We start from the raw sequence: 13,403 nt of genomic DNA, 5'->3' as shown, positions 1-13,403 counted from the left end.
CGCCGAGATGGAGGACGCCGTGCGGGCCCAGGAAGCCGCCCTTCTGGAGGAGGAGGCTCGGGCCGAGGCCGAAGAGGCCGTGCGGGCCGAGGAGGCGGCGCGGGCCGAGTCCGAGGCGCGGGCGGAGGAGGCCGCGCGCCTGCGGGACGCGGCCCTCACCGAGCGGGCCGCGCGGACGGGCCGGGAGGCCGTGCCCGTCGCGGAGGAGCAGACCTCCCCCGCGGAGCGGGACGTTCGTGTTCCCGAAACGGCACGGGCGGAGTCCGCCGGCCTCGGTCACGCGGAGGAAGCGGCAGGGTCCCGGGAGGCCGCCGAGATGGAGGACGCCGTGCGGGCCCAGGAAGCCGCCCTTCTGGAGGAGGAGGCTCGGGCCGAGGCCGAAGAGGCCGTGCGGGCCGAGGAGGCGGCGCGGGCCGAAGCCGAACTCCGGGACGAGGAGGCGGCGCGGCTGAGGGAGGCCGCCGAGGTCGAGGAAGCCGTGCGGGCCGAAGAGGCCGCGCGCGTAGGGGAAGAAGATCAGGCCGGGCGAGTGGAGCACGCGGAGGACGAGCGTGTTCCCGGGACAGACCGGCGGGGGGACGACGTCGGGCGGTCCGCGGACGGCCCGTCGCCTTCGGGGGAAGGGGACGGAGTGCGTTCGGAGGAAGAGGCGCCGGTCGGTTCTCCCGGCTCGCCCGTGCCCGTCCCGGAGGGGGACGAGGCCGTCGCGCGCGAGGAGCACGCGCCCGCCGTGGCCGACGAGGAGCGTCCGGTGGTCGGGCCGCCGCCCGTGACCGCGCTCGACATCCCGCAGGTGCCGGGTTCGTTCGGAGCCGCTTCGGCCCCGCGCGCCCACCCCGGTGAGGAGCCGCGGCGGGAGGCCGAGCAGCCGTCCCGGCAGGAGGCCCCCGCCGCGAGGGTGAGCCCCCCCGACTCGGTGGCGAACCGCACGGACCAGCAGATCTGGCCCCCGATCCCGGCACCGGGCGATCTGCCCCCCGCCCGGGTCTCCCGGCCGCCGACGACGGCCCCCGACATCCCCCAGGTGGCCCCGCGAACCCCCGCGGCCCCCACCCATCAGCCCCCTCGTTCGGTGCCGCGCACCCCCGCGGCCTCCGCACAGTCCTCCGCGCCCGCCGAGGAGACCCCGCAGCGGCCGGAACGCCAGGAGGCGCCGTCCGGCGGCTACGTGGTGCCTGCGGCGGGCCAGGAGGAGCGGGTTTCGGAGCGGGCGCACCAGGAGGCGCCGTCCGGTGGATATGCGATGCCGACGGCGGACCGGCAGGGCCGGGCTCCGCAACGCCAAGAGCGCCAGGAGGCGCCGTCCGGTGGGTATGTGGTGCCTGCGGCGGGCCAGGAACGCCAAGAGCGTCAGGAAGCGCCGTCCGGCGGATACGTGGTGCCTGCGGCGGGCCAGGAACGCCAAGAGCGTCAGGAAGCGCCGTCCGGCGGATACGTGGTGCCTGCGGCGGGCCAGGAGATTCAGGAACGTCAGGAGCGTCAGGAAGCGCCGTCCGGTGGGCACGCGGTGCCGCCGGCGGGGCCCCGGCAGGGTGGGCCTCGGGCGGGGGCTCCCGGGGAGCCCCCGGGGAGCTTCGGGAGGCGTGAGGAGCGGCCGCGGATCACCGCGGTGGAAGGGCAGCAGGAGATCGGCGGGCGGGCGCCGGAGCGGTCGGTGTGGCCGGGGGCGCCCAGCCGGGACCGGCTGCCCGAGCCGGTGCGGGGGCGGCCGGTCAAGCCGGAGCCGCCGCGGATCGTGCCTCCGCCGCGGGAGGAGCCTCCGCCGCCGCCGCGCGAGGTGCGCTCCGGGCCCGCGTCCCCGGTGCGGCCCCGGCCGATGCCGGTGCCGACCCCTCCGGTGGAGCGGGTCCAGGCGATCACGCCGCCGGACCAGCCCGTCGAGGAGCCGGGCGGGCTGCGCCGCCTGCTCAGCCGCGGCAACCCCGTCGACCAGGACTACATCGAGCGGCTGCAGCGCCCGTTCCAGGGCAAGCGCCACATCGTGGTGCTCGGCTGCACCGGGGGCGCGGGCCAGACGGTCACCACGCTGATGATGGGCCACACGTTCGCGCAGTTCTGCGGGGAGCCCGCCGTCGCGCTCGACGTCAGCCCGGGACCCGGCGCGCTGGCCCGCCGCACGAAGATCGACACGCACGAGACGCTCACGTCGCTCATCGCCAACGCCGAGCACATCGGCAGCCTGGCGGGGATCCGGCGCTACACCAGCCGGTCCAAGTCGGGCCTGGACGTCGTCGCGGCGGGCAAGACCCCGCTGCACGCGCTGGACGACCGCGACTACGCGCAGGCGATCCGCACGCTCGACCGGTTCTACAGCGTCACGCTGCTGGACGCCGCCGCGAGCGTGGTCAGCCGGGTGCTGCCGCACGCCGACCAGGTCGTGCTGGTGGCCCCCGCCAGCTCGGACGCCCCGCGCGCGGTGGCGATGACGTTCGAGTGGCTCGACGGCCACGGCTACCACGACCTGCGGCAGCGCGCCGTCACCGTCATCAACGGGGTGAGCCGCCGCAGCCAGACCGACGTGGAGCAGGCCGAGCAGGTGGCGCGCGGCCAGTGCCGGGCGCTGGTCCGCATCCCGTGGGACGACCACCTCAGCCTCGACCGGTCGCCCCGCAACGAGCTCAAGGCCCTCAGGCCGCCGACGAGACGGGCCTACCTGGCCCTGAGCGCGGTGGTCGCGGGCGGCTTCTCGGTCCTGCCCGAGAGGTACCAGGATCCCTCCCCCTACCACCAGGAGCGCACGCAGTGAGTCGGACGAAGACGAGTCGGCTGGCCGTCCGGTACTTCGACGACCGCATCCTGCTCAGCGAGCACTCGGCCTGGGCGTACTTCCGGCTGCCGACGTTCAGCTACGAGTTCACCACCGCCGAGGAGCGCGAGGCGCTCGCGACGAACCTCACCATCGCGCTCGCCGCGATCCGCATGCAGGACGCCGAGGTCCACCTGCGGATCGCGCACCGCACCTACCCCGCGGCCGAGTGGGCGCTGGCGCTGGACAAGACGAGCGACAACGGCTCCGGCTGGCGCGGCTACCTGGAGGAGATGTACTCGCACGTCTGGGCGAAGGACTTCTGGTCCAAGGAGGTCTACCTGGGCGTCCGGCTGGGCAAGCGTGGCGTGCAGCTGCAGGGTTCGCTCGGCACCATCCTGGGCTTCTACCGCAAGTCGGAGCGGACGCTCGGCCTGGAGGACGACGCGATCGACGAGCGCGAGATCAAGCGCTGGACGGAGCAGGCGGAGCGGCTGGGCCGCGCGCTGTCCAGCGGTGCTCTGCGCGCCCGCCACGCCACGTCCGTCGAGGTGGCGTGGCTGTTCCAGCACGCCGTGACGGGAGCGCTCGCGGACCCGCCTCCGTCGGCCGTGTCCAAGCGCCGCTGGGGCGCGGGCGAGATCGAGGCGCTGGTCGAAGGCGCCATCCACAACGGGCGTTCCAACCTGCGCATGGAGCAGCCGGGCGGCGAGTCCTACACCGCGTACCTGTCGTTCGCGCGCTTCCCCGACCTGATGCCGTTCCCGGACGGCGAGCCGTGGCTGCACTACTCGGACTCGCTCTCCTTCCCCGTCGAGATCAGCTCGCGGATGCGCCTCATCCCGCCCGCGCTGGCCTCCAAGGACGTCTCCCGCAAGCTGGCGCACGCCCGCGACATGGACGCCCACATCCGCGAGGCGGGCGCGGAGGCTCCGATCGCGCTGGCGGAGCAGATCGACGCGGCCCGGATGCTGGAGCACGGCATCACCAAGGAGCGCCTCCCGTTCGTCTACGGCTGGCACCGCCTCATCGTGACGGCGCACACCGAGGAGCTGCTCGTCCAGCGGGTGGACGCCGTCGTGGAGCACTACCGCGACATCGGCATCGACGTGGTGAACTCCACCGGCGACCAGTTCTCGCTGTTCAGCGAGTCCCTGCCGGGCGACCGCCTGCGCCTGAACGCCTACGCCCAGCGCCAGCCGCTGCGGACGATCGCGGGCGGCATGCCGGTGGCGACCGTCGACCTCGGCGACCGCAGGGACGACGTGGGCGGCGGCTGGACGGGCCCGTACATCGGCGAGACGCTGGGCCGGGCGCGCAGCATCGTGCACTTCGACCCGCTGGTGGCGGCCGCGCGCAACCGTCCGACGGCCATCGCCATCACCGGTGAGCCCGGCGGAGGTAAGACGACTCTGGCCCTTCTGCTCATCTACCAGATGGCGCTTCGCGGCGTTACGATCGCGGCTATTGACCCCAAAGGTGACGCGGAAGCGCTTGTGGAGCTGCTGAAGGCCCGCGGCCGCAAGGCCAGGACTCTTCCTTTGGGTTCGGCGGCTCCGGGCCTGCTCGACCCGTTCGGCTTCGGCGACGACCTGGCGGCCAAGAAGACGATGGCCACCGAGACGCTGCGGCTGCTGCTGCCGCGCATGTCGGAGGAGCGCGAGTCGGCGATGATCCAGGCCGTCGGCGCGGTCGCCAACGGCGAGCGCCCGTCGCTGGGCCGGGTCGTGGACCACCTGGAGGCGGCGGAGGACCCGGCGTCCAAGAACCTCGGCGCGGTGCTGCGGTCGATGTCGGAGATGCGGCTTGCGTCCCTGTGCTTCGACCCGTACGGCGGGGAGCGCATCGACACCGAGGGCTGGACGACCGTCTTCACCCTCGGCGGCCTGACGCTGCCGGACGTGGCGATCAGCCGCGAGGACTACTCGTACGAACAGCGCCTTTCGGTCGCCCTGATGTACCTGGTCTCGCAGTTCGCGCGCCGGCTCATGCACGGACTGGACCGGAGGCTGCCCAAGGCCATCTTCCTGGACGAGGCGTGGGCCATCACTTCGACACCCGAAGGCGCCAAACTGATTCCGGAAGTATCGCGGATGGGCCGTTCCCGCAATACTGCGTTGATCTTGGTTTCGCAAAATGCCGGCGACCTGTTGAATGAGCAGGTGACGAACTGTCTCTCGTCGGTCTTCTCCTTCCGCTCCAGCGAGCGGGGAGAGGTCGGCAATGTCATGGCGCTGCTCGGGGTCGAGGCCTCCGACGAGCACAAGAGCGTGCTTCGCAACCTCGGCAACGGCGAGTGCATCTTCCGGGATCTGGACGGTCGGGCGGGACGGATCGGCGTGGACCTCATCTCCGAGGAGCTCGTGCGCTGGCTCGACACCAACCCGACCCGCCAGAGGCCGGTTCTGTCCAAGACGGGGGCTGACCCAGAGGAGAGCGCCGGATGAGACTCCGACGTGCCGTCGGCCGTGTCCGCGAGGGAGCGGGTCGTCGCCGATCCGTGGTGCTGTTGTTGTGCATGGCGGTGTTCATGCTGATGACGCCCGCCGCGGCGGCCGCGCCGGACCCGCCCTGGAGCACCAACCCCAACGACGCCTGCGCGCCCGCGGCCGCCCCCGCCCCCGAGGCGTACGGCTCGGGGGCGGACGGCCTGATCAAGCCTCCGGACTACCCGAGTGAGCAGCTGCAGACCACGGCCGCCGACCAGCTCACCTACTACGACCGCTACGGCACCGCGGGCCAGACGTGGTACGCCGTCGACATGGGCTGCGGCGACGCCATGGCCATGATCGGCAACTCCCTCTCCAACACCCTCTTCACCCTGGTCCGCGCCGTGGACCGCACGACGATCAGCGTCTACCAGGCGGCGGCGTCGGAGTCGCTGCTGGGCTGGCTGAAGGACACCGTCGACGAGGTCATCACCGGCATCGGCAAGACCTTCAACGCCCGCTACTGGACTCCGGTCGTCATCCTCGGCGCGCTGACCCTGGCCTGGTGGGGCCTGGTCCGCAAGCGCACGTCCAAGGTCGCCGAGGGCACGATCTGGATGGTCGCGGCGATGGTCGGCCTGATCTGGCTGATCGCCCGCCCGGGCGACTTCACCACGCTGGGCACCACCGTCTCCAACGCCACGAGCGCGGCGTTCAACGCGGCGCTGCCGCAGAGCGGCGCGGGCACCACGTGCGTGCCGACGCCCGAGGGCAAGCCGACGGTGGACGCGTCCAAGCTCGACGCCACCACCCGCAACGCCAACGGCCTGTGGGTGGCCCTGGTCTGCAAGCCGTGGCTGATGGGCCAGTTCGGCACCACCGACTCCGAATCCAAGATCGTCAAGGACCACGCGGACAAGCTCCTGTACGCCCAGGCCGTCGACCTTCCCGAGACGTACGGGGCGGAGAAGCCCGACATGGGCGCCAAGGCCGACGCCTACCAGGAGGTCGCCAAGAGCATCAAGGCGGACTACCCGGGCGTCTACCCGCTCTTCCAGGGCAAGCAGTGGACGTCGCGGCTGGCCGTCGCGTTCGGCGCGCTGTTCGCCGCCCTGGTCGCCGGACTGCTCATCCTGGTCATCTCGGTCACCCTGATCATCGTGAAGATCGCGTTCCTGCTGCTGCTGGTGGCCGGCCCGATCTTCCTGGGCATCGGCATCCACCCCGGGATCGGCCGGGTGATCGCGGTCAGATGGCTGGAGCTCCTGCTGTCGATGCTGCTCAAACAGGCGGCGCTGATAGGGGTGCTCGCCCTGCTGCTGTGGGCCTACGGGGTGATCCTCGGCGAGGGGCTGCCCTGGGGCCTGCAGATCATGCTCATCGCCCTGGTGACCGGCGCGGCGTTCATCTACCGCAAACCGTTCCAGCACCTGTTCGCGTCCGTGGGGTACTCGGCCGTCTCGCGCTCCCGCTCGGAGAACGAGCTCGAGAAGTCCATCGCGTCGGTGCGCAAGAACACCCTGGGCGTCGCGCAGGCCGCCGTTCCGGGCGCCGCGCTGTCCCGGCTGGTCCGCCGCGAGGACGGGGCGCCCGCCCTGTCGGGCATCGGCCCCGACGAGCCGGCCGTCAAGTCCGGCTCGGGCTCGCTGGGCACCAAGGTCCGGGCCGCGGATCCGGCGGGCGCCGGCTCCGGCCGCGTCGCCGACACCGCGCCGCCGCTGAACCTGCCCAACATCAGGAGCGGCGGCGGAGGCTCGGGGAGCACCGCGGGCGGCGGCAGCGTCGCCGTGGCGGGCCGCGGACGCACGTCCGCGGGCGCGGGGGGACGTCCCGCGTCGAGCCCCCGCCCGCTCTCCCGCAAGGGCGGCGGCGGAGGAGGCGGCAGGCCCACCTCGTGGAGCGAGCGGCCCGAGCCGAGGCCCGCGTCCAAGCCCGCGGCGCCGTCCAAACCCGCCCCCGCGCCGAAGTCCGGCGGCGGCGTCACCGGCTCGTCGGTGCCCCGGCAGCGGCAGACCCCCGCGCCCGCGGCCCGCGACCAGGCCCCGCCGCTGTGGGCCAAGCGGGTCGCCGACACCGAACCCCCCACGCCTTTCTGGCTGAACCCGAGCGACTCCGACGACTGACCATGGACTTGAACAACGACCGGCAGCGGCGGACGCTGTTCGCCGGGATGGCCGTCGCACTGGTGCTGCTGGGCCTGTGGCTGTGGTGGCCCAGGCCCGACACCGACCCGGTGGAGCGCGACGGCCCCCCGGCGGCGGCGCCGCCCGCCGCGGCCCCCGCCACCCCGCCGCCGGGCATCGACGAGCTCGTCGACCCGGAGAGCTTCGACGTCTACCGGCTGCTGCCCTTCGACCGGGAGTCCTTCGCCACGGCCGCCACCACGGCCCAGCAGTTCGTCTCCCGCTACGGGACCTACCGGTACGACGAGGAACCCCAGACGTACCTCGACAGACTCCGCCCGCTGGTGAACGACCTGGTTTATGACGACCTGCTCGCCGCCGCCGCCTCGCCCGGCATCCTGGCGCAGCGCAAGACCGACCAGACGGTCGCGGAGGGCGGCGCCTCGCTGAACTCCGTCCGCACGATCGGCAGCACCTCGATCACCTTCCTGGTCACCGGGACGCAGCAGGTCACCGAGGCCGGGTCCACCGGCCGGGACGGCAAACAGTGGGCGGTGACGGTGCAGAACACCGGCGGATCCTGGAAGGTCCACTCCTTCGGCCCGGCCGACGTGGGACAGGACGGTGAGTCCGGATGAGAAGGCGCCTGCTGGCGGTCGGCGCGGTCAGCGTGTTCGCCGCCCTCTTCTTCGGACTCCTCATCGTCCCCACGTTCTTCGGCGCCTCCCAGTTCCTCTTCGGAGGGGGAGGCGGCCGGGGCAACTGCGTGGACACCGCGGAGGCCGCCGAGCAGCCGAGCGAGGCCGAAGCGGCCAAGGGCATCCCGGAGAACTACCTGGCCCTCTACAAGAAGGCGGGCGAGGACTACGGCATCCCGTGGAACATCCTCGCCGGGGTGGGCCGGGTCGAGACGATCCACGGCACGCTCGAGAGCGAGGGCGTCCTCAGCGGCGAGAACTACGCGGGCGCCGGCGGCCCGATGCAGTTCCTGGAGCCGACGTGGAAGGCGTTCGCCGTCGACGGCAACGGCGACGGGGCCAAGAACCGCTACGACCCGGCCGACGCCATCCCCGGCGCCGCCCGCTACCTCAAGCACAACAAGGCGCCGGAGAAGGTCCGGACCGCGCTGTTCCAGTACAACCACTCCTGGGACTACGTCGACGACGTCCTGGACTGGGCGACCAAGTACGCCGCCGGCGAGTTCAAGGTCATCCAGGCGGGCGGGCTGCCCGACTGCAGGGACACCGCCGACCTCCCCGCCTACACCGACGACGCCATCGCCCGCATCATCGACTTCGCGCTGGCCCAGCGCGGCAAGCCCTACATCTGGGGCGGCACCGGACCCGACGGCTACGACTGCTCCGGGCTGGTCCAGATGGCCTACAAGCACGTCGGCCTCGACATCCCCCGCGTCACCTTCGACCAGTGGCCGTTCGGCATCAAGGTCAAGGACGGCACGGAGGCGCCCGGCGACCTCGTCTTCTTCTCCTCCGGCCCGAACAACGCCCCCGGCAGGCCCGGCCACGTCGGCATGGTCATCGGCGAGAACAAGATGATCGTCGCCCGCTGCACCGCCTGCCGCCCCGCCATCGCCGTCATGCCCTACCGCATCGGCACCCTGGTCGGCTTCACCCGCCCCCTCCAGCACCCCGACGTCGCCGACCAACTGGAGAAGCTCGGCTGAGCCGGTTCGCCCGGGAGGCTCGTGGGCCGGCCTGGTCGGTCTTGTCCTTGCGAGGGCTCGGGTCGGCGGGTCGGTGGTTTGGGTTGGTCCTGGCGAGGGCTCGGGTCGGTGGGTCAGCGGTTTGGCGGGTCGGTGGGTCGGTCCTGTGAGGGGCTCGGGTCGGCGGGTCGGCGGTCGGCCTGTTCATTTTCTGGGGGGCGACCCCCAGACCCCCGGGGCGGCTCAGCCGATCCTCGCTTCGCTGCGGTCGTCTGAGCCGTTCGCTGCGGTCTGCTGGGCCGGGGCCTCTGGCAGACTGGTCGAATGCTGCCTGATGAGCTGTTCCACCCGCTTGACCTGGACGACGCCCTGGAGGAGGCCGAGAAGGCCGGGGGGCGCGCGGCCGTCGTCGAACTGCTCCAGCGGGCTCTGGACGACCCCAGGGCCAAGGGGGACGAGACGCTGCCGGAGTACCTGGACGAGCTGATCGACCAGCTCACCGAGCTGAAGCGCTACCCCGAGGCGATCGAGGCGACCTACCGGCTGATCGAGGTCGACGAGTCCGCCCGGCTGGAGGAGCTCGGCGCGATCGCCCACCTGCACGCGCTGAACGGCGACCACGACGCCGCCCGCGGGCTGCTGGAGGAGCTGCGCGGGCGGTCCGAGCCGCTGGACGCGCTGATGAACACCCTGGTGCTCGCCAATGACCTGGGCGACCGTGAGACGGCCGTCCGCTGGCTGACCGAGGACCTGCGGCGGGGCGTCTCCGAAGGCTGGGACCCCGACCTCGTGCTCATCCACCGCGGGCACTTCCGCCGCCTCGGCGGGTCCGACCCCCGGCTGGAGGCGCTGGTCGCCGACTACCTGCCGACCGTCGAGCAGCTCGGCACCAAGCGGCTGCCGACCGGCCCCCGCCTCGTCCACACGGGCGCCGACCCGCTGGAGATCGAACGGCGGATGCGCGCCGACATGACCGCGCGCATCCTCACCCCCGAGGGCGAACTGATCCCCTGGCCCCCCGAACGCAACGACACCTGCTGGTGCGGATCGGTCGCCAAGTACAAGAAGTGTTGCGGGCGTCCTACGATCTGATCCCGACCGGAAGGTAGGTTGCGGGGAACCTACGTGCCTCGGGAGGTTTCATGGTCATCGTGGTGGGCGCCGCCATCATCTCCGACGGCAGGCTGCTGGCGGCCCAGCGGGCCGCCCCGGCTTCGCTGGCCGGAGGCTGGGAGCTGCCGGGCGGCAAGGTCGACCCCGGCGAGTCCGACGAAGAGGCCCTGATCCGGGAGTGCAAGGAGGAGCTGGGAGTCCTCGTCGAGCTGACCGCCCGCGTCGAGGGCGACTGGCCGCTGGGGGAAGGCAAGATCCTGCGGGTGTGGACGGCCCGCCTGGCCGCCGGCGAGCCCGCGGCCCTGGAGCACACCGCCCTGCGCTGGCTGGCCCCCGACGAGCTCGGCGACGTCGCCTGGCTCCCCGGCGACCTCCCCGCCGTCGAGGCGGTACGCCCCCATCTGCTACCGCCGAGCCGCCGGTAGAGGGCGTTTTCGAGGCCCCCGGGTGACGTGGAACACTCCGTGACGGCGGGTCAACGGGCCGGGACGCACTAGAATCGTATGCAGACAGCTGATCTGCGCCGCCCGGTTCCGGATTCCGACCCTCGGACGACCCTCGGACGCGGCGAATCCCGAGACGAAACCGAGCGTGCCTTCATGCCCATCGCCACCCGTGACGACCTGCGAAACGTGGCCATCGTGGCCCACGTCGACCACGGCAAGACCACCCTCGTGGACGCCATGCTCTGGCAGTCCGGAGCCTTCCGCGACAACCAGTCCGTCGACGACAGGGTCATGGACTCCAACGACCTGGAGCGCGAGAAGGGCATCACCATTCTCGCGAAGAACACCGCGGTGCGCCACAGCGACCTCCTGCTGAACATCATCGACACCCCCGGCCACGCCGACTTCGGCGGCGAGGTCGAGCGCGGCCTGTCCATGGTCGACGGCGTGGTGCTGCTCGTCGACGCCTCCGAGGGGCCGCTGCCCCAGACCCGCTTCGTGCTGCGCAAGGCGCTGGCCGCCAAGATGCCGGTCATCCTGGTCATCAACAAGGTGGACCGGCCCGACGCCCGCATCGCCGAGGTCATCGACGAGGTCTACGAGCTGTTCATGGACCTCGACGCCACCGAGGAGCAGATCGACTTCCCGATCGTCTACGCCTCGGGCCGCGCCGGGCGGGCCAGCCTCAACCAGCCCGCCAACGGCGAGATGCCCGACCACACGGACCTCGAGCCGCTGTTCGACGTGATCAAGAGCACCATCCCGGCGCCGTCCTACGACCCGGACGCCCCCTTCCAGGCGCACGTCACCAACCTGGACGCCTCCAGCTACCTGGGCCGGATCGCGCTGTGCCGGGTGCACAACGGCACGATCAAGAAGGGCCAGCAGGTCGCGTGGTGCAAGACCGACGGCACCGTCGAGCGGGTCAAGATCTCCGAGCTGATGATGACCGACGCGCTGGAGCGCAAGCCCGCCGAGTCCGCGGGCCCCGGCGACATCATCGCCATCGCGGGCATCTCCGAGATCATGATCGGTGAGACCCTCGCCGACCCCGAGGACCCGCGCCCGCTGCCGCTGATCACGGTGGACGAGCCCGCGATCTCGATGCTGCTGAGCACCAACACCGGCCCGCTGGCCGGCCGGGAGAAGGGCACCAAGGTCACCGCCCGCCTGGTCAAGGACCGCCTCGACCGCGAGCTCGTCGGCAACGTCTCGCTGCGGATCCTGCCGACCGAGCGCCCCGACGCCTGGGAGGTGCAGGGCCGCGGTGAGCTGGCGCTGGCCATCCTGGTGGAGACCATGCGCCGCGAGGGCTACGAGCTGACCCTCGGCAAGCCCCGCGTGGTCACCAAGGAGATCGACGGCAAGCTGCACGAGCCCGTCGAGCGGCTGACCGTCGACATCCCCGAGGAGTACCTCGGCACCATCACCCAGCTGCTGGCCGTCCGCAAGGGCCGCATGGAGCACATGACCAACCACGGCACCGGCTGGGTCCGTATGGAGTTCCTGGTCCCGGCCCGCGGCCTGATCGGCTTCCGCACCGAGTTCCTCACCGAGACCCGCGGCACCGGCATCGCCCACCAGGTCTTCGAGAAGTACGAGCCCTGGTTCGGCGAGCTGCGCACCCGGCCGACCGGCTCGCTGGTCTCCGACCGGACCGGCGTCGCCACCACCTACGCGATGTTCAACCTGCAGGAGCGCGGCACCCTGTTCGTGGACCCGGCCACCGAGGTCTACGAGGGCATGATCGTCGGCGAGAACTCCCGCGCCGACGACATGAGCATCAACATCACCAAGGAGAAGCAGAAGACGAACATCCGCTCCTCCACGGCGGAGGAGTTCGACCGCCTCGTCCCGCCGAAGAAGCTCTCCATGGAAGCCGCCCTGGAGTTCATCCGCAACGACGAGTGCGTCGAGATCACCCCGACCGCCGTCCGCCTGCGCAAGGTCATCCTCGACACCAAGGAGCGCGAGCGCACCGCCGCCCGCGCCAAGCGCGGCTGACCTGCGACGATTCCGGCCCGGCTCCTTTCGAGGAGCCGGGTTTTTTCTTTGCGTTCTGGCTACCCTGAGAGACGACCGTCCCTACGATGGCAGAGCCGATCGTAATGGGGTGCTCGCAGATGGTAGTCGTTTCTGTTCCGCTGGGCTTCTATCACGTCGACCTGCCGGAGGAAGAGACGCCGTACGCCATGTGGCTGCGTGGCGAACTCGACGACTACCTGCATCTCCCCGAACTCTTCTATACCGAGATCATCAACGGGGAGATCGTGGTGTCACGTGCACCGGCCCATGGCCACGGTCAGATCATCGAGGCCATCGGGCTTCCCTTCCGCGGGAGGCTGTTCAACGATCCCTCGTTCCCCTGGCGCTGTGTGCAGGGGACCGGACTCAACATGGTCGGGATCGAACAGGGCCTTCTGCCGGATTTGATGATCATGGACGCCCGGTTCTACCAGGAGGCGTCGCGCGAACACATGCTCGTCTCCGACCAGATCGAAATGGTCGTCGAGGCCACGTCTCCCTCGAACGCCGGGAACGACCGTCGACCTGTCAAGGCGAATGCCAGGCGCAACAAGTGGTGCGGCTACCCGCAGGTCGGTGTTCCCTACTACCTCGTGGTCGACCGGGATCCGCGGATCGGCTCCGTCGTTCTGTACTCGATTCCCGATTCCAGCACAGGTTCGTATCTCCAGGAAGAATCGTGGAAGTTCGGTGAGACGATCCGGCTGCCCGAGCACTTCGACGTGACGGTTCCCACCGACGAGTGGATCCCTTGGGACTTCGCTTGAGGCGCTGTACGGGCCGTTGACGCGGATGGTCGGTGGGCACGGCCCATGACCTCCGGCCCCGAAGCCGCCCGATCGCGGGTGAGGGGCCGGA

General features: G+C 71.4%; 9 protein-coding genes. All 9 read left to right on the top strand.

What is annotated here, in order from left to right; genetic code table 11:
• A partial coding sequence (locus tag ABD327_RS09495) for a MinD/ParA family ATP-binding protein (RefSeq protein WP_344449883.1) occupies positions 1 to 2,746 on the top strand: 2,746 nt, incomplete at its 5' end.
• Positions 2,743 to 5,193, top strand: a complete 2,451-nt coding sequence (locus tag ABD327_RS09490) for an ATP-binding protein (RefSeq protein ID WP_344449881.1) — start codon at positions 2,743 to 2,745, stop codon at positions 5,191 to 5,193. The genes ABD327_RS09495 and ABD327_RS09490, both read left to right, overlap by 4 nt.
• A complete protein-coding gene (locus ABD327_RS09485) occupies positions 5,190 to 7,298 on the top strand; it encodes a type IV secretion system protein (protein ID WP_344449879.1) in 2,109 nt (702 codons plus the stop codon). The genes ABD327_RS09490 and ABD327_RS09485 overlap by 4 nt, the downstream gene beginning before the upstream one ends.
• A gap of 2 nt (positions 7,299 to 7,300) precedes the next feature.
• A complete protein-coding gene (locus tag ABD327_RS09480) occupies positions 7,301 to 7,936 on the top strand; it encodes a hypothetical protein (protein WP_344449877.1) in 636 nt (211 codons plus the stop codon).
• Positions 7,933 to 8,982, top strand: a complete 1,050-nt coding sequence (locus ABD327_RS09475) for a C40 family peptidase (RefSeq protein ID WP_344449875.1) — start codon at positions 7,933 to 7,935, stop codon at positions 8,980 to 8,982. The genes ABD327_RS09480 and ABD327_RS09475 overlap by 4 nt, the downstream gene beginning before the upstream one ends.
• 303 nt (positions 8,983 to 9,285) lie before the next feature.
• The gene (locus tag ABD327_RS09470) at positions 9,286 to 10,053 is read left to right on the top strand and encodes an SEC-C metal-binding domain-containing protein (RefSeq protein ID WP_344449873.1); all 768 of its coding nucleotides are present in this window, start codon (positions 9,286 to 9,288) and stop codon (positions 10,051 to 10,053) included.
• Positions 10,054 to 10,103: 50 nt separating this feature from the next.
• The gene (locus ABD327_RS09465) at positions 10,104 to 10,499 is read left to right on the top strand and encodes a (deoxy)nucleoside triphosphate pyrophosphohydrolase (protein WP_344449871.1); all 396 of its coding nucleotides are present in this window, start codon (positions 10,104 to 10,106) and stop codon (positions 10,497 to 10,499) included.
• Between the two features lie 174 nt (positions 10,500 to 10,673).
• Positions 10,674 to 12,524 (top strand): translational GTPase TypA, encoded by a 1,851-nt coding sequence (gene typA / locus ABD327_RS09460; RefSeq protein WP_344449869.1) that lies wholly within the window; start codon positions 10,674 to 10,676, stop codon positions 12,522 to 12,524.
• An 86-nt stretch (positions 12,525 to 12,610) separates the two neighbouring features.
• Positions 12,611 to 13,312 carry a Uma2 family endonuclease gene (locus tag ABD327_RS09455; protein ID WP_344449867.1) on the top strand — a complete coding sequence of 234 codons (702 nt, stop codon included), beginning with the start codon at positions 12,611 to 12,613 and terminating at the stop codon, positions 13,310 to 13,312.
• Positions 13,313 to 13,403: the final 91 nt, after the last annotated feature.

Origin of the sequence: Actinocorallia aurantiaca, assembly GCF_039533685.1 — a bacterium.
GTDB lineage: Bacteria > Actinomycetota > Actinomycetes > Streptosporangiales > Streptosporangiaceae > Actinocorallia > Actinocorallia aurantiaca.
Note: the sequence above shows the minus strand (reverse complement) of the source record. Positions and strands in the feature narration are given on the sequence as shown.